Below are 17348 nucleotides of genomic sequence, written 5' to 3'. Positions count from 1 at the left end.
ACCAGGCAAGACCTATGGTACGCTCTCGTCCGCCGGCACGGTGGCCAGCCGGGCCGGCAAACTGGCTCGACGCCGCAAGCCGGCTCGAGGCCGTGCGGAGGACGGAGGTGGCAGCGTGATGCGGGTACTGGCCGTAACCCCGTACAGGGCAGTTTGCCCGGCAGGGTGGGGGACCGGACTCGTCGTCGTCCCGTTCGCCGGCATTCGTTTGCTCGATGGGCTGCCCATCTCCGGCGCTGAGGTGATACGGGCAGGGGGGCCGACGCCCTAGAGGGGCAGGAGGGCTCCCTCCAAACGCCGCAGACGCCGGCCGTGGGCACCGAAACCGAAACAGGGTCCCACGGCCGTACTGTTTCCTGGAGGACATGGCCGTGGGCAACCCATGGGAAGCGACGTGGGGAAAGGAGACCCGAGCCATGTACCCCTTTTTCGACCTGGCGCTGGCCCACGCCATCATGCAGGAGCGCCTGCGTCAGGCCGAGCTCGACGCCGTCGACCGCTGGGCCCGCAGCCAGCAGCGAAGCCGCCAGGCCGGGCTCGCCCGGCAGCGGCGGGACGGTCGGTTGGCAAGAGCCACCCGAGCGCTGCGTGCGGCGCTGGCACGCAGGCCCGTCCTGTAAAGCCACCCCGTACCCCAGGGCCGGGGGCGCCTTCTCGGCCCTGGGGTTTCAATGTGGTCAGGTCCCACGGCGGCCACGAAAGGCCCAGGTCGCGTAACCCACGTAGGCGGCCGAGTTCCTCCCCCGGCAGCGGGGCATGGAGGCGTCCTTGCTGCCGTCCGGGCCGTAGTCTGCCCAGCCGCCGCCCGCGCCTGCCCGCCGGGACGATCCAGCGATCCTGCATACATGCCAGGCGTAGCAGGACAAGCCGCGAAGGCCAGAGAACACCAGGGGCTAACACCGAGGGGAGCTGGTGAAACGTCCATGGCCGCGCAACGAAGCAGGCCTAAACTGAAGGGGTTATCGTTCCTCCTGGCCATCGTGGCTACGCTCACAGTCGCAGGGTGGGGGGCGGCCTCGCCCGCCACGGTCACGGTCGCGGTCGGTGCGGACGCAGTCCGGCTGGATCCGCCGGACATGACGGACAACCCGTCGGAGACCGTGCTCCGCCACATCATGGACGGGCTCGTCGAGTTCGACGAGCAACTGCAGATCCGTCCCGCCCTGGCGGAGCGGTGGGAGTTCCAAAACGGTGGGAAAGACGTCGTGTTCTATCTGCGTAAAGGCGTTCGGTTCCACGACGGCACGCCGTTCGATGCCGCCGCGGTCAAGGCCAACTTCGACCGGATCCTGGCGGGAGGGCTCCGGCGGACGTCGCTGTACGAACCGTACATACAGAGCGTAGAGGCGAAGGACACGTATACCGTCGTCTTCCATCTCAAGTTTCCGTTCGGGGCGTTCCTGCACCACCTCGCTCATGGGGCCGGCCTCATCCAGTCCCCGTCCAACATCCGGCGCTGGGGCGACAAGGTCGGCCAGCACCCGGTCGGTACCGGGCCGTTCAAGTTCGTCGAATGGGTGCCCGGCGACCACATCACGCTGGAGGCCAACAAGCAGTACTGGAAGGGCGCTCCCAAGTTCGACCGGCTCGTCTTCCGGGTCGTGCCGGAGGATGCCACCCGGGTCTTCCAGCTGGAGACCGGAGAGGCCGACGTCATCACCTTCCTGCCGCCGAGCGAGGTACCCCGCCTGCGCGCCAACCGGGACCTCGACATCCGGGTGGCCGACAGCCTCCGGGTCATCTACGTGGGCTTCAACGTGTTGCGCAAGCCGTTCGACGACGTGCGGGTGCGCCAGGCGGTCAACTACGCCATCGACAAAGAGCTCATCGTCTCGCAGGTGCTGGGCGGCATGGCCTCCGTCTCCGACTCACCCATGGCGCCGGGCGTCAACGGGTACTGCAAGACCGGCGGATACCCGTACGACCCGGAGCGGGCGCGCCAGCTGCTCAAGGAGGCCGGCTACCCCCAGGGCCTGGAGGTCAGCCTCTGGGCTCCGCAGGGGCGCTACCTCAAAGACTACGAGACGGCGATCGCCATCCAGGCCATGCTCCAGCAGGTGGGGATTCGCGTCCGGCTCCAAACGATGGAATGGGCGACTTACTTGCGCAACATCTTCGACGTGCCCAAGGAGCAGGCCCAGTACCAGATGTACATGCTCGGATGGGCTCCCTCCACGGGCGACGCGGACTGGGTCATGCGGCCGCTCCTTTCGTCCCAGTCCTTCCCGCCCGGGGACAACGCCAGTTACTACGGCAACCCCAAGGTGGATCAGCTCATTCAAGAGGGGATGCGCACGAGCGATCCCGACGCGAGGGCCCGGATTTACTGCGAGGCGCAAAAGCAGGTCGTGGGCGACGCGCCGTGGGCCTTTCTCCACGTGGTCAAGCAGGTCGTCGGGGTGCGCGCCTCTTTGCAGGGCGTGAAGGTACTCCCCATCGAGATCGTACTGGTGAAGGACGCGTCCAAGAAGTAAGGCCATGACGCGCTATCTGGTGCGGCGCACCGGCGTGTTGCTCGTGGTGCTGCTCGGGATCGTCGCCGTGACGTTCGGTCTCTTGCGGGTGGCTCCGGGGGACCCGGCCCGGCTCATCGCCGGGCCGGACGCTCCTCCCGAAACAGTGATGGCCCTTCGACACGAGCTCGGGCTCGACCGGCCCATGGCGGAGCAGTTCGTGCTGTTCGTGGGGCAGGTCGTGCGCGGGGACCTCGGGCAATCTTTCCAAACGGGGCGACCCGTGCTGGAGGAGATCGGCTGGCGGTACGTCAATACCGGTATCCTGGCGCTCACGGCCGTCGGGCTGGCAAGCCTGGCGGGGATCGCCGCGGGGATGCTGGCGGCCCGCTACCCGTACAGCGCGGTCGACAGCGCCATCATGTCCGGAGCGCTGGCCGGGGTGTCGGCGCCGGTCTTCTGGCTCGGCTTGCTGTTGATGTGGCTGTTCGCGGTCAAGCTGAGGTGGCTACCGACCAGCGGGGCAGGCAGCCTGCGGCACCTGATCCTGCCGGCCATCACCCTCGGGGCGGCGCTGACGGCCACCATCGCGCGGATGACCCGATCGAGCCTGCTCGAGGTCATCGAGGAGGATTACATCCGCACCGCCCGGGCGTACGGCGTGGCCGAGAGGTCTATCCTGCTACGGCATGCGCTGCGTAACGCCTTCCTCCCCATCCTGACCGTCATCGGGCTGCAGCTGGGGTACTCACTGGCCGGCGCAGTGCTGACGGAGTCGGTCTTCGCCTGGCCGGGCATGGGGCGGCTGATCGCCGGCGCCATCTTCACCCGGGACTACCCGGTGGTGCAGGCCGGGCTGCTGGTCGTGGCCGTGACGTTCGCCGCCATCAACTTCGCGGTGGACGTCCTGTACGCCTGGCTCGACCCACGGATTCGCTACGACTGACGAGGAAAGCGGGGTAGGTCGTTCTGCAAGCTGCGTCCGCCGAGGTGCTGCGGGAAGGGACAGGCGCCCGGAGCCCCGCGTGGCGCGTATGGCTCCGGACACCGGCGGCACGTGTGGGGGCCGTGGGAGTCGCGGTGTTCGTGGGCATGGCGTTGCTCGCGCCGTGGCTCGCCCCCTACGACCCCAACCGCATCGACCTCACGCGCATCCTGCAGCCGCCCTCTGCCGGGCACTGGCTCGGCACCGACCAGTTCGGCCGGGACATCCTGTCGCGGATCGTGTGGGGCGCACGTATCTCGCTCACGGTGGCGGTCGCCTCCCTGGGGTTGGCGGCCGTGGCAGGGATCCTGCTCGGCGCCGTCGCAGGTTACCGGGGCGGCTGGATCGACGAAGCCGTCATGCGCCTGACGGACGTGCTCCTCTCTTTCCCGGACATCATGCTCGCCATCGCGGTGACCGCCGTCCTGCCCCCGGGGCTCCCCAGCGTGATCCTGGCCATCGGGGTGTACAACCTGCCCCAGGTGACGCGGGTGGCGCGGGGCGCCGTCCTCAGCATCCGGGCAAACTTGTACGTGGAAGCGGCCCGCGCCGTCGGCCAGCGCGACGGCGCCATCATCCTGCGCTACGTGATCCCCAACGCTCTCCCGCCCGTAGTCGTGTTGCTCACCCTGCGGACGGCGGCATCGATTCTGACGGCGGCCGGGCTCAGTTTCCTCGGGATGGGCATCCAGCCGCCCACGCCGGAGTGGGGGGCCATGATCAGCGAGGCCCGGGTCTACCTCGTGACCGCCCCGCATTTGAGCCTGGTGCCCGGTATGGCGATAGCGGGGACCGTGCTCGCCTTCAACTTGCTGGGCGATGCCCTCAACGACGCGTTGAACCCTCGTGCCCGAAAAGCGCTGGGAAGAGGACGCTGAGAAACGTGCCTGCGCGACGAAGCACCGGTGACCCCTCGTCTCTCCTGACCCTCGTTCGTTGCCGCCGGGTCTGGGGGCCGGCCCCCACCGGCGCCGACACGTTGCTGCTCGCGGGCGGGAAGGTCGCCTTCGTGGGGCGCGACCTGCGACCGCCCGAAGGGTGGCCCGTTACCGTCGTCGAGGAAGTGGACGCCGACGCCGTGCCGGGGTTCATCGACGGGCACGTGCACCTGACCGGGGGAGGCGGCGAGGGCGGGTTTGCCACCCGCTGCCCTGAGATGACCCTGGAGCAGATCACGGCCGCGGGGGTCACCACGGTGGTCGGGCTGCTCGGCACCGACGACGTGACCCGCCACCCCGACTCGCTGCTCGCCAAGGTGCGGGCCCTCGGAGCACAAGGGATTTCGGCCTACATGTACGTCGGGGCCTACGCCGTGCCCCCGGTGACCCTGACGGGGAGCGTCAAGCGGGATCTGGTGCTGATCGACGAGGTCGTCGGGGTCGGAGAGATCGCCATCTCGGACCACCGCTCCTCCCAACCGACGATGGAGGAGCTGAAGCGCCTGGTGGCCCTCGCCCGGGTGGGAGGCATGCTGAGCGGTAAACGAGGGATCGTCCACTTCCACGTGGGAGATGGCAAAGAAGGACTGCGGCCGCTGTTGCGCATCGCCGAGGAGACGGAGATCCCCATCAGCCAGATGGTGCCGACCCACGTCAACCGCAACGGGCGCTTGCTGGACCAGGCCGTGACCTACGCCCTTCGCGGCGGCACGGTGGACGTCACGGCCTTCGAGTTTCCATCAGGAGAGTCGGTCAGCGCGCCCGAAGCCATCCTGTACATGGTCGGCAAAGGCGTGCCGTGGAGCCGGATCACGCTCAGCTCGGACAGTAACGGCAGCTTGCCGGAGTTCGACCCGTCGGGGCGCCTGGTCGGCATGCGGGTTGCCAGCATCGACGCGCTGTTCGCAGACTGGAAGCGCCTGGCATCCTCTCCCGGCGTGAGCCTGGAAGATGCGCTGGGCGTGGTGGGGGCCAACGTGGCCCGGGTCCTGGGGCTCGAGGGCAAGGGGGGCATCGCGCCGGGCATGGACGCGGACTTCCTCCTGTTGAATCCCGACCGCACGATCCGCCAGGTGTGGGCGCGGGGCCGGCCGCTTCGAGGCGACCTCCCGCCTGCCGCGACCGCCAGCCAGTCGGCTGCTCGTGTCAGGTAGCCCGCCTGCCGGCACGGGCGGCCAGCGGCCCGGCGGATGCGGCGGCGGCCGTGCGCCGAAGAGTGCCTTGACATCTTTGGGGACGAGCACCTAGCCTGGGGGACGGATGACTGGAGAGGGAGGACCTGTAATCCATGCCGCGCCTGTCCCGTTCCGTCCTCTTCGCTCGTCTCGCCCTGTCGATGGTTATCCTTGCCGTGACGATGGCAGCTCCGTTCGCCGGCCCGGCGCAAGCCGGCGAGCGTTGGTGGACTCTGGAAACTCCCCACTTCCTGATCCACTTCCCCGACGGGTACGAGCCCCTGGCGCGCCAGGTGGCCGAGGTGGCCGAACGGGTGCACCCCGTGGTCTCGGCCCGGGTCGGCCACACGTTGGCTGCCAAGACGCACGTCGTGCTGCAGGACGTGCTCGACGGAGCCAACGCCTTCACGCAGCCCGCTTTGTACAACCAGATCAGCCTGTTCACCGTGCCGCCGCTGGGACTGGCCTATCAGGCGGGCATGCCGCCGACCATGAACGACTGGCTCGAGCTCCTCTTCACTCACGAGTACGTCCACGCGGTGCACCTCGACATGGCCGACGGTCTTTACGCGGGGCTGCGCCGCATCTTCGGCCACGTGCCCACATTGTCGACGCCCAACGCCAGCGAAAACTACGCGTTCATCGAGGGGTACGCGTCGTACGAGGAGACGCTGCTCGACGACGGGCGCGGGGCTGCATCGTACTGGGACATGTTCCTGCGAACGGCCTTCCTGGAACAGGCCGTGCCGGCGCCCGACCAGGTGGCAGGCCTCTACGATCTCGGCCAGTGGAACCCTGCCGGCGGCGTCTACCTGTACGGCTACTCCTGGCAGGCGTACCTCGCCGAGCGGTTCGGGGATCCGGTGGTCAGCCGGGTGCACCAGCTCAACGCGAGCCTGGGGTCCCTAGGGCGGAGCGTCACGGCCGCCACCAAGGAGGGCCTGGGGGAGCTTTACGACGGATGGCGGCGTTCGCTGCAAGAGCGTTACGCTGCCCAGGAGCGGGACGTGGAGGCCCGGGGCCTGACGGCTTTCGAGCTGCTTCCCGGCGAGGGGTGGGTGGTGGAGCAGCCGCGGTTTTCTCCGGACGGCAAGTCGCTCGCCTACCTGGCGGCAGGGGGTACCGTCAACGCCTCGATCCGCATCCGGGATCTGGCGACCGGCAAGGAAAGGGCGCTGGCGGAAGGGGCAACCGGGGGATTCGACTGGACTCCGGACGGCCGTTACCTGGTCTACGCCGCGCTCGCGCCGGTGGAGGGAGGCCGGCGCCAGCTATCCGACCTGTTCGCGGTCGAGGTGAGCACCGCCAAGAGCTACCGGCTGTCGACGGGGCTGCGCGCCTTCTCGCCGGCCATCTCCTCGGATGGGCGCAGCGTCGCCTTCGTGCAGGTAGACGGCACCTCGGTCGGCGCGCACGTGGCGGTGGCGGACCTGTCGGTCGAAGGCGGCCGGCCGGTCATCGGCCCCGCGGAGCGATGGTACACGGGACGAGACGGGACCTTCGCCATGAGCGTCGCCTGGCAGCCGGGGTCAAGGCGGCTGGCGGTGGGTTGGGCAGGCCGTGGCCGCAACGGCATCAGCCTGCTCGAGGGCCCGGGCGACACGCCGCTGTCCCTCGTCGAGGAGAAAGGGCCGGTCGCGGTCGCCAACCCGTCGTTCACCCCGGATGGGCGCTACCTCCTGTACGAGTCGGACCGGACGGGGGTCACCAACCTCTACGCGCAGGACCTGGGCAGCGGCCACACCTACCAGCTCACCAACGTGCTCACCGGCGCCTTCTTCCCGGCGGCCTCGCCCGATGGCCGGCGTCTCGCCTTCGCCGCGTACACGGCCGGGGGCTACCGCGTCGCCGCCATGCCGCTCGACCGCTCGGCATGGCGGGAGCCCGATCCCCCCTTCGAGGGACCGCACTGGGAGCGCGCGGCGTGGCGCAAGAGCGTCGAAGCGGGCGCCAACGAAGGCGGTCAAGCAGACGCGTCCACCTACACGCTGCGCCCGTACTCCCCGTGGCCCAGCCTCGCCCCGACATGGTGGCTGCCCTTCGCCGGCGCGGACGGCGCGGGATGGTCCCTGGTCACCATGACCGGTGGGTGGGACGCTCGGATGCAGCACATCTATACCGCCGTGTTGACTTACGGGCTCTCGAGCCGGTTGGTCGGGGGCGCGCTCTCGTACCGGTGGCTCTCGGACCCGTTGTTCAACACGGGATGGTCGGTGAGCGCCCTGGTGTCCAAGGGCGTGGAGAAGCCGGAACCGGAGCAGACCGGCGCTCCCACCAGGGTCTACCCCCGGTGGGATGCGTCAGTGTCAGTAGGCTACACGCTCGACCGCAGCATGACCTTCGCCAGCCCGGTCCGCGACACGTTTTACGCGGGGCTCGAGGGCAGCCGGCGCGAGGGCCCGCAAACCTCCTCCGACGCCATGGCGTTGGGCGGCTGGACCCGGACCTCCGCCTGGGGCCCCGGCCGGGCGCAGCGCTCTCGTACCCTCGGCCTGGAGGCCGGATCCCCGCTCGCCGGCGACGATCGCCCGTACGCGCTCGCCCGGTGGGAAGAGGGCCTGGACTGGCGGCTCGGCGGATCGGTCGCCATGCGGATGGCTGCCGCCGTGAGCGACGGCGGGTCCGTCATCACCCTGAGCCAGGGTCACCCCCTGGAGCTGCGCGGCCTGCAGGGGGACGAGGGGAAGCCCCCGGCGCCGGGCACGTCGGCTTACAAGCTCACCCTGGAAGGCCGTGCTCCCCTGGCCCGCATCAACCGGGGGCCGGGCCTGTGGCCGGTCTTCCTGGGTGAGGTCGCGCTCGTGCCGTTCCTCGACGCGGGAGTGGTCGCCGGCGTGCGCAACCGGCCCGACCGGCCGTTCGTCGCGGCCTCCGTGGGCGCCCAGGTGCAGCTGGACGTCTACCTCTCCTACGGGTCGGTGCGGCTGCGTCCCGCCCTCGGAGCCGCTTACGTCTTCGGAGAGGCCGTCGACCGACCGCAGTGGCGTCTCGTCGGAAACGTGAGCTTTTGAACGCCTCGGCCCGGGCCGAGGCGGCGGCCCGCCAGGGCGAGTGGGCCGTCAGGCCCGCCGTCGCCACCGACCGGGGGGCGCTCGGCCGGGTGGCGCGGCGGGCGTTCGCGCCCGGGTTCTGGCCGTTCCTGCTTCCCATGCTCTCCAAAGATACGCTGGTGGCCACCGACGCGGCGGGGCGGATCGCCGGCGGAGCGGTGCTGCGGACCTTCCGGGTGGGAGCGGAGCGCTTCGGCGTCGTGTACTGGATCTTCTCCGACCCGGAGGTGCAGGGGGCCGGCGCGGGCAAGGCCCTGCTGGATGCGGCCCTGGAGTGGATGCGCAGGCGTGGCTGCTCCCGGGCAGTCGCCTCGGTCGACGGCTACAACTCCCGCTCGTGGAACCTCTTCCACGGGCGCGGTTTTCGCTTCTGGCCCGCCTGCCGCCAGTGGGCCCAGCTCGGCCGGTCGTGGCCGGCCCTCTGGTGGGGCAGCTTCCACCTCCTCGACGTGGGCAACTTCCTGCTCGAGCGCAAGCTGGCCAACGGCCCCTGTCTCGCCGCCGATGCCCATGCGCGCGGGCCGCTCGCCGTCTCCACGGTGGATGCCGGGTACGCGGTCGCGGGCACCGTGCTCCCCTTCTGGTTGGTGCTGTGGCTGAGAGGCCTGCCCGGGGTGGAGGCGCTGGGGGACATGTCGCTGGCAGGCCCTGCTTACGCGCTGGCGGCAGCAGTCGTGGCCACGGCCTATCTCGTGGCGGGTCTCGCAGCACAGGCAGCGGCAGCCGGGCCCGGCGGGCGGCGCCCGTTCCTCTTCCGGGCGTGGGACACCGGGCCGCTCTTGGCCACCCTCGTGGCCGTGGCCTTCGGAGGCTTTCTGCCCGCACCCGGAGGGTGGTACGACGGGGCCTCCGCCACCCCTCGTTACACCACGCCTCAGGCCCGTGAGCTGCTGGGGCGCATGGGCCTGGCGGGGGCGGCGATCACGTTGTTCCTCTGGGCTGTGTCGATCCTCGGGCGGCAAAGCGGGACGAGCCTCTGGTCGCTTCTCGGGCGGCTGGGGACCGTGGCGGGCCCGGGGTTCGCCCTGTTTTACGTCCTCCTCTTCTTTCCGCCGTTTCAAGCCATGCCGGCCGCCCACCTCGCCCGCTGGAAACCCGGAGCCTGGGCGCTCATGGTGGTGGCCGCCATCGCCCTCGCATGGGTGGCGTGAGGGACCGCTGGTCGGCGCCGGGGACGGCTGGGCGGCGCCGGGGACGGCGGCAGGTCTTGCCGGGCCGGTCACCCGCCGAGATAGAGCCGGCCGAGCTCCCGGTCGCCCAGCAGCGCCCGGGCGGGGCCCTCCCAGCGGTTACGCCCTCCCACCAGCACGTAGGCCCTGTCGGCCGTCTCGAGGGCCCGCCGCGCGTTTTGCTCCACCATGACGACGGCAACCCCCGTCCGGTGGATGGCCCGGATCTGTTCGAACACCGTGTCCACCATGCGAGGAGCCAGCCCCGCCGACGGCTCGTCGAGCAGGAGCAGCGACGGGGCCTGCATCAAGGCCCGCCCCATCGCCACCATCTGGCGCTCGCCGCCCGACATGCGGCCGACCCGCTGGTGCCGTCGCTCGGCGAGGAGGGGGAAGAGCCGGTAGACGCGGGCCTTGCGCTCCCGCAGATCGCCCCCGGTCACGAAGCCGCCCATCTCGAGGTTCTCTTCCACGGTCAGCGTGGGAAAGACGTTGTCGACTTGGGGGACGTAGGAGAGGCCCAGCCGCACCAGGCGCTCCGGGGCGAAGCCCGTCACGTCCGTCCCCTGAAAGAAGATACGGCCGCCGGAGGGCCGCAGCAGGCCAAACAGCGCCTTCATCAGGGTGGATTTGCCGGCCCCGTTGGGGCCGACGATGGCGATCATCTCGCCCCGCCCCACCGAAAGCGACACCCCCTGCAGCACGGGCAGCTCCCCGTACCCGGCCTGCAGGCCCTCGGCCTGGAGCAGCGTCACGTCTCCACCCCCACCGTGGCCCGGGGATCCCCGAGATACGCCTCCACCACCGCCGGATCCTTTCGGACGGCGTCCGGCGGCCCCGCGGTGAGCTTGCGGCCCTCGCTCACCACCACGACCTCGTCGCACAACCGGGCCACGAGCTCCATGTCGTGCTCGATCACGAGAAACGTGATACCGCGCTCTTCGCGCAGGCGCTCGATGGCAGCCGCCAGGGTCCGCATGAGGGTGGGGTTGACGCCGGCGCCCGGTTCGTCCAGCAAGACGAGTGCCGGGTCGGCCATCATGACGCGGCCGAGCTCCAGGAGCTTACGCTGCCCGCCCGATAGATGCTCCGCAGGCGCGTGGGCGAGGCGGGTGAGCTCGAGCAGATCGAGCACCTCCAACGCTCGCCGCCGGATGGCCTCCTCCTGCCGGCGGACGGCGCCCGGACGCAGCCACGGGCCGGCGAGGCGCTCCCCGAGCTGGCCCGGCGGCACCAGCATGAGGTTTTCGAGCACGCTGAGGCGGCGGTGAAGGCGCGGGATCTGGAACGTCCGGCTGATACCCCGGGCGAACACTTCGTGGGGAGCCATACCCGTGATATCCTCACCGTCGAGCAGCACCTGCCCGCCGTCGGGCACGGTAAAGCCCGTGATGCAGTCGAACAGCGTGGACTTGCCGGCGCCGTTGGGGCCGATGAGCCCGGTGATCGTGCCGCGCCTCACCTCCAGCTCGAGACCGTCCAGCGCCCGCAGGCCTCCGAAGCGCTTGACGAGCCCCCGGATCTCCAGGCACCGCCCGCCAGGCGGGGCATGGAGATGGCGGCCGTTCAGGTGAGACAGCCGCGCACGGTCGAAAGGGAACGGCGGTAGGGAACGCAAGTGCCACCGCATCTCGTCTCGCCTGGTCTCCTCTCTGCTCGCTCCCGGTGCTCTCCTCGTCTCGTCCGGCACTGCGGCTTCGATTATAACCCGGCCCTTGACAAACCTCCAGGCTTGGTACACCCTGGAAGCAACGCCGGGCAGTCAGCCCGCAGAGAGGTTCACGAGACAGACGAGAGGAGATGAGCCGAGAGTGCATCACCTTCGCCGGCGTGCCTTCCTCCGGTATCTGGCCGTCGCGGCAGCAGGGGCCTACGCGGGGCGCGCGTTGGCCGCAGCGTCACGGCCGCCCCAGCCTGTCAAAGTGGGAGTGCTCCTCGACTTCACGGGCCCCCTGGGGGAGTTCGGCCCCCATCACCGCAACGCCATCGAGCTGGCGGCGCGCCAGCTCAACGACGCCGCCCGGGAGGTGCTGGGAGGCCCCATCGTTCAGATGGTGTACGAGGACGCCTCCACGACGCCTTCCATCGGGGTCGATCGCGCCCGCAAGCTGGTCGAGGTCGACCGGGTGCCCGTGCTCATCGGAGCGCTGGCGACGGGGGTCACGGTGCCCGTGGCCGAGTCGGTGACCATCCCGTCGGGGGTGCTCCAGATCACCCAGTCCGGCAGCTCCCCCTTGCTCAGCGTGCTTCCCGCCGACCGGGACAAGGATCTCCTCTTCCGTACCGTGGCTTCCGACGCCCTGCAGGCCGTCGTCGCGGCGCAGCTGGCCGCCGGGGAGCTCGTCCAGGGCTACCACTTCGGCAAGGCGGCCGTCATCTACGTCAACAACCCGTACGGCCAGGGGCTCGCCGACGTCTTCGCCCGCGCCTTCGAGCGCCGGGGCGGCCGGGTGACCGCGAGCGTGGCCGTCCCCGAGGAGCCCAGACCCACGTACACCGCCGAGTTGCGGGCGGCCCTGCGAGGGCAGCCCGACGTGCTCGTCGCCGCCACGTATCCGGGCCAGGCCACCGTCTACTTGCGGGAGGCGGTGGACGTCTTCGGCTTCAAGCGCTTCCAGTTCACCGACGGCACCAAGTCGCTGGAGATCGTGAAGGCTCTCGGAGCCGAGGTGGTCGAAGGCCAGCTCGGCACCACCCCGGCATCCGATCCCCAGTGGGAGGGGTGGCGCACCTTCGCCGCCGCCTACGAGAAGGCCTACGGAGCGGCTCCCAATCTGCCGTACATGGACACCGCCTACGATGCGACGGCCGTCGCGGGGCTCGCCATCGCCCGGTGCCTGATGGACGGTGTCCCGGTGACCGGCGTCAACGTCCGGGACCGGCTGCGCCTGGTCTCCAACCCTCCGGGCCAGAAGGTGGGCGTCGGCGACTTCCGGCGAGCGCTCGAGCTCATCAAGGGCCGCCAGGACGTCGACTACACCGGCGCCGCCGGCGAGGTGGACTTCGACGAGAGCGGCGACGTCATCACACCCGTCGAGATCTGGCGGTACTCCGGCGGCGCGATCCAAACCGTGATGATCCGGCGCCCTAACGAGATCCCCCGGCAGTAGGGGCGGCCTCGCGCCCGGGCACACGGGCAGGCCTCTCCATCTCTAGGAAGATCGACACGTGGCGCTCCTCGCCGAGCAGGCCCTCCGGGCGCCAGAGCAAGACGGCCTCCAGCAGGAGCGCCACCGCCAGGTAGCGCAGGTACGGCGCCCGGGCCGGGAGCTCCGGAGCGATGGCCCCCAGCGCGGGCGCCACCCAGTCCGAGAGGAAGGCCGTCCCCGCCCATACTCCCCAGACGACGAACGCGCCCAGGATGGCCCCGCGGTTGTTACCCGACCCGCCCAGCATGACCATGACCCAGATGAGGAAAGTGCCGTACAGCGGCGTGAAGTGCCCATAGTCGATGGAGCTCATGTAGTGGGCGTACAGCGCGCCGCCTGCGCCCATGATGCCGGCCCCGACCACCAGCGCTTGCATCTTGAACCGCCGCACGTCCTTGCCGCTCATGGCGGCGGCGGCCTCCTCGTCCCGGATGGCGCGCAGCACCCTCCCCCACGGCGAGCGGATGGCCCGTTCGATGGCGACGTAGGCAGCTGCGACGAAGAGGCTCACGATCAGCAGATAGACGTAAGGGTAGTCACGGGGTTCGAGCGCCTGCACCAGCCGGGCCATCCCTGCCGGGAGCCACGGGCACGTGGGCTCTTCGACCAGGCAATGAAGCGGCCTCGGGATGCCCCGCAACGGCTGTGGCCCGTTGGCCAGCCATCGCTCGTTCTGGAAGACGAGACGGATCACTTCGGCCATCCCGATGGACGCCACCGCGAAGTACTCGTCCTTCAGGCGGAGGGTCGGCAGCCCCACCAGGTACGCCACGCATCCACAGACCACGACCGCGGCGACGACCCCGCCGAGAAACGGCCACTCCAGCCCGAAGGCCTGCCGGCTGTAAAGTGCCAGCGGGCCCTCGGGCATGGCCGTCGTGAACAGGGCCGCACTGAACGCGCCCACGGCAAAAAACCCGGCAACCCCGACGTTGAACAACCCGGTGTAGCCCCAGTGCACGTTGAGCCCCAGGGCGAGCAGGGCGAAGATGCCCCCCGAGACGGCGAAGGAGACCAGATACGCCAGGATGCCCTCCGGTACCACCATCGTCAGGACCGCGGCCGCCCCCGCTCCCGCGAGCGCGCCCAAAAGCCGCGCCCGGCGCCTTCTGCCGGCCCCGGGCAGGGGCAGCCCGATCCAGGCGCCCACGAGGGCCAGCGGCACCGCCAGCAGCGCGAGGCGCAGCGCCATCTCAGCGCATGCCCCTTCCTCCCAGCAGTCCCTCGGGCTTGAAGACCAGAAGGGCCGCCAGTACCACGAAACCGACCGCCGGCCCGTAGGCCGGGTTGAGGAAAGCGGTGGCCACCTGCTGGACGACGCCCATCACCAGGCCGCCGGCGAGGGCGGCGTACACCTTGCCGAGCCCGCCCAGCACCACCGCCGCGAACAACGAGAGCAGCAAGAACCATCCCATCTCCGGGCGGAGCTGCGAGTCGAGCGCCAGCATGGCGCCGGCCGCCGCCGCCAGCGCCCCGGACACGAGCCACGTCCAGGCGGCGACTCGCTCCGTATCGATGCCGCTCACCCGTGCGAGCGCCGGGTTGTCGGCCGTGGCCCGCATCGCCTTGCCCGCCCGGGTCCGCTCTAAGAGCAGGTACATCAGCACGACCAGCACGACCGTGACGCCCAGGATGAACAGCTGGTCGGGACGCAGCCGCACTCCCAGAGGCAGGAGCACGGACGGCCTCGCCCGGCCCGGGTAGTAAAACCGGAAGTCGGCGCCCCACCCCAGGTAGACCAGGCTCCTCAGCAAGAAAGCGACCCCCAGGGAGGCCATCGCCAGGATGAGGGGGGAGGCCTGCCGCCGGCGAAGCGGCCGGTAGAACGCCCGGTCCATGGCCAGGGCCACCATCCCCGTGAGCGGCATCGCCAGCGCCAGCGCCACGAGGAACTCCCACCCGAAGGAGAAGGGGCCCACCCTCCCCATCGGCGGAAGCGCCGGCAGGATGGTGGCCACGAGGTAAGCCCCGACCGTCATCAGATCTCCATGGGCGAAGGTGGCAAACCGCAACACCCCGTAAACCAGGGAGAGCCCTACCCCGCCCAGCGCCAGGATCCCTCCGAGCATGACACCCCAGGCGAGAAGGGATGCCACGGGCCTGTCCATCTCCCTCCCCAGGCTCGCTCTCGTCCCGACACGAAGCGCCCGGGCCTCGGCCGGGCCCGGGGTACGCCGGGTGGTTTCCCTCCGTGCACCGGCCGTTCCTGCCGCCCAAAGGCGGGGGCCCGGGCCGCCGCCGTACAACGCCCGCGGCCCGGGCCCCCGCCCTTTCGAGGGAGCGTGCCACCTGTCTTTGCAGCCTCGGCCCCTACACCTTGAACACGCCCACCGCCTTGAGCAAGGACTCGGCCATCCGGGCGAGCCCTCCGGCCGAGCGGGCGATCTCCTCCACCGCGGAGGACTGCTCTTCGGTACTGGAGGCGACCTCTTGGGCGCCGGCGGCGTTTTGCTGGGTGATGGCGGCAATCTCGTCCACCGCCCGCACCGCTTGCTCGCTGGCGGCCGCCATCTCCTGCGCCGCCGCGTGCACTTCCTGGATCTGCTGGACCATCTGCTCCACGGAGCGGCTGATGGTTTCGAAGCTCTGGCCGGAGCCGGCCACCGCCTTGACTCCTTCGCCCACCGCCGCCCGGGCCGTCTCCGTGTTGCGGACGGCCTGCTCGACCTCCTGGCGGATCTCGTCGATGAGGGCGGCGATCTCCGAAGCCGCCTGCCGGGACTGCTCGGCCAGGCGGCGAACCTCCTCCGCGACCACGGCGAAGCCCCGCCCCTGCTCGCCTGCCCGGGCCGCCTCGATGGCCGCGTTGAGGGCGAGGAGGTTGGTCTTCTCAGTGATGCCGGTGATCACGTCCACGATCTGCCCGATCCGCTGGGAGCGCTGCCCCAGGGACTGGACCACGCTGCTCGAGGCCCCGACCGCCTGCTCGATGTGCGACATGCGATCGGCAGTCGCTCCCAGCGCGGTACGCCCGTCCACCGCGATCCGGGCGACCTCCTGGCTGCCCTGGGCGATGCGCTGGATGGCCTCGGTCACCCGCCTCACCATCTCGCCCACGTGGCGGGAGCTCTCGGAGGCGGTGGAGGCGGCGGCCGACTGCCGCTCGGCTCCCCTGGCCATCTGGTCGACCGTGGCGGCCACCTGCTGGGCCGCTTTGCCCACCTGTTCCGAAGCGCCGGCCAGCTCCCGGCTGGAGGCGGCGACCTGCTCGGCGCTCGCGCGTACCTGGGTCACGACCTCCCGCAGGCGCCCGGACGTGGAGTTGAACGCCTCGGCCAGCCGGGCCACCTCGTTGCGCCCTCGCACCGACGTCTTGCGCGTCAGGTCGCCCTCCGACAGGTGAGCCATGGCGGCGGACACCTCGATGACGCCCCGGGAGGTGGCCCGGCCCACGAAGTAGGCGGCGACCAGCGCGACGGCGATCATGACGACCCCGATGAAGAGGGCACGCTGCTGCATCTGGGCAATGACCCCGGTAAGCTCGGCCCGGGGCACGGTCATCAGCAGGACCCAGTCGGTCTGCTCGACCGGGTGGGCCGCGATCAGGCGCTCCCGGCCGCCAAGACGGGCCGTCACCAGCGTCGCCTTGGAGGCGCCGAGCAGGCCCTCGTAGACGCTCCGCTCGGAGGGCGTGGCCGCTTGCTGCAAGACGTTGAGGGTGAGCACCTGGGAAGCGTCGGGGTGAGCGAGCACGAGCCCGCTTCTGGCCACCAACATGCCGAAGCCGGTGCTCCCCAGCTTCAGCGAGGCGACCTGGTCCACGAGCTCCGCGGCCGGCACGACTCCGGCCACGGCCCCGCGGACCTTCCCGCTCGTGTCCATGAGGGGAACGGCGATCCGAACGGCCAGAGTCTGGCCGGGCCCGTACCGGAAGGGCTGGCCGAACATCGTCTTGCCCGAGAAGGCGCCCTGGAAAACCGGATCCTTCGCGACGTCGGCCGGGTTGACGCCACCGTTGTTGTCCAGGGACATGCCCCGCCCGTTGGTGCCCGACACGGTGACCTCGAGCACTTCCTTGCTGCCGGTGACGTCGGAGTAGAGGGTCCCGGCGTAGGAGCCCAGGTCCTCGGACGTGACCGTGCTCGTCTGTTGAGCGAACTTCGAGGCGAGCTGGTTGACCTGGCCAAGGACCCTCGCCCGCCACTCGCCGATCAGGCGGGTGTTGAGCTGCAGCTCGGACTTGACCTGGCTTTCGAGCTGGCTCTGCAAGAGGGTGCTCGCCGAGGTGACGAGCAACACGGAGACCGCCGCGACGGAGACGGCCGCGATGAGCGCCATCGGCACCATGAGTTGTTGCGTGAAACTTCGCATCGGCACCGCCCGGGGGCGTCCACTCCTTCCCTGGGGGCCAACCCCCTCCTCTTGTTTCGGTACCCCGTGGCCGGTTCTGGAGCCCGCACCGGTGTGCTATACTGCCCCAGTGCGGGCA

13 protein-coding genes are annotated in these 17348 nt (G+C 70.3%); 8 read left to right on the top strand and 5 right to left on the bottom strand.

Features of this window, described 5'->3' with window-relative positions:
- Positions 1-371: 371 nt before the first annotated feature.
- The 7 genes from U7230_RS02665 (at position 372) to U7230_RS02635 (ending at position 9752) form a co-directional block, all read left to right on the top strand.
- Positions 372-620, top strand: coding sequence for a hypothetical protein (locus U7230_RS02665; protein ID WP_324717204.1), 249 nt, complete (start codon positions 372-374; stop codon positions 618-620).
- 303 nt (positions 621-923) lie between these two features.
- Positions 924-2474 (top strand): glutathione ABC transporter substrate-binding protein, encoded by a 1551-nt coding sequence (locus U7230_RS02660; protein WP_324717203.1) that lies wholly within the window; start codon positions 924-926, stop codon positions 2472-2474.
- A gap of 4 nt (positions 2475-2478) precedes the next feature.
- Positions 2479-3399, top strand: coding sequence for an ABC transporter permease (locus tag U7230_RS02655; protein ID WP_324717202.1), 921 nt, complete (start codon positions 2479-2481; stop codon positions 3397-3399).
- Between the two features lie 44 nt (positions 3400-3443).
- Complete coding sequence (locus U7230_RS02650) at positions 3444-4316, top strand: ABC transporter permease (RefSeq protein WP_324717201.1); 873 nt, start codon at positions 3444-3446, stop codon at positions 4314-4316.
- A 5-nt stretch (positions 4317-4321) separates the two neighbouring features.
- A complete protein-coding gene (gene iadA / locus U7230_RS02645) occupies positions 4322-5530 on the top strand; it encodes a beta-aspartyl-peptidase (protein WP_324717200.1) in 1209 nt (402 codons plus the stop codon).
- Between the two features lie 134 nt (positions 5531-5664).
- Positions 5665-8562, top strand: coding sequence for a hypothetical protein (locus U7230_RS02640; RefSeq protein WP_324717199.1), 2898 nt, complete (start codon positions 5665-5667; stop codon positions 8560-8562).
- Positions 8559-9752, top strand: a complete 1194-nt coding sequence (locus U7230_RS02635) for a GNAT family N-acetyltransferase (protein WP_324717198.1) — start codon at positions 8559-8561, stop codon at positions 9750-9752. Before U7230_RS02640 ends, U7230_RS02635 begins: the two co-directional genes overlap by 4 nt.
- Positions 9753-9820: 68 nt before the next feature.
- Here the strand turns inward: U7230_RS02635 and U7230_RS02630 are convergent, their stop codons facing one another.
- Complete coding sequence (locus tag U7230_RS02630) at positions 9821-10525, bottom strand: ABC transporter ATP-binding protein (RefSeq protein ID WP_324717197.1); 705 nt, start codon at positions 10523-10525, stop codon at positions 9821-9823.
- The gene (locus U7230_RS02625) at positions 10522-11400 is read right to left on the bottom strand and encodes an ABC transporter ATP-binding protein (protein WP_324717196.1); all 879 of its coding nucleotides are present in this window, start codon (positions 11398-11400) and stop codon (positions 10522-10524) included. Before U7230_RS02625 ends, U7230_RS02630 begins: the two co-directional genes overlap by 4 nt.
- Positions 11401-11581: 181 nt before the next feature.
- Between U7230_RS02625 and U7230_RS02620 the strand changes: the two genes are divergently transcribed.
- Positions 11582-12880 carry an ABC transporter substrate-binding protein gene (locus tag U7230_RS02620; protein ID WP_324717195.1) on the top strand — a complete coding sequence of 433 codons (1299 nt, stop codon included), beginning with the start codon at positions 11582-11584 and terminating at the stop codon, positions 12878-12880.
- On the opposite strand, the gene U7230_RS02615 is transcribed toward U7230_RS02620, so the two are convergent.
- From U7230_RS02615 to U7230_RS02605, 3 genes are all read right to left on the bottom strand, one after another.
- Entirely contained in the window at positions 12858-14111 is a 1254-nt protein-coding gene (locus U7230_RS02615) for a branched-chain amino acid ABC transporter permease (protein ID WP_324717194.1), read from the bottom strand. The genes U7230_RS02620 and U7230_RS02615 overlap by 23 nt on opposite strands.
- Position 14112: 1 nt before the next feature.
- The gene (locus U7230_RS02610) at positions 14113-15015 is read right to left on the bottom strand and encodes a branched-chain amino acid ABC transporter permease (protein ID WP_324717193.1); all 903 of its coding nucleotides are present in this window, start codon (positions 15013-15015) and stop codon (positions 14113-14115) included.
- Between the two features lie 214 nt (positions 15016-15229).
- The gene (locus tag U7230_RS02605) at positions 15230-17230 is read right to left on the bottom strand and encodes a methyl-accepting chemotaxis protein (RefSeq protein ID WP_324718168.1); all 2001 of its coding nucleotides are present in this window, start codon (positions 17228-17230) and stop codon (positions 15230-15232) included.
- Positions 17231-17348 lie beyond the last annotated feature (118 nt).

This window comes from Limnochorda sp. L945t, assembly GCF_035593305.1.
Lineage (GTDB): Bacteria > Bacillota > Limnochordia > Limnochordales > Geochordaceae > Carboxydichorda > Carboxydichorda subterranea.
The sequence above is the reverse complement of the archived record's forward strand: the minus strand, read 5'-3'. Positions and strand labels throughout refer to the sequence as shown.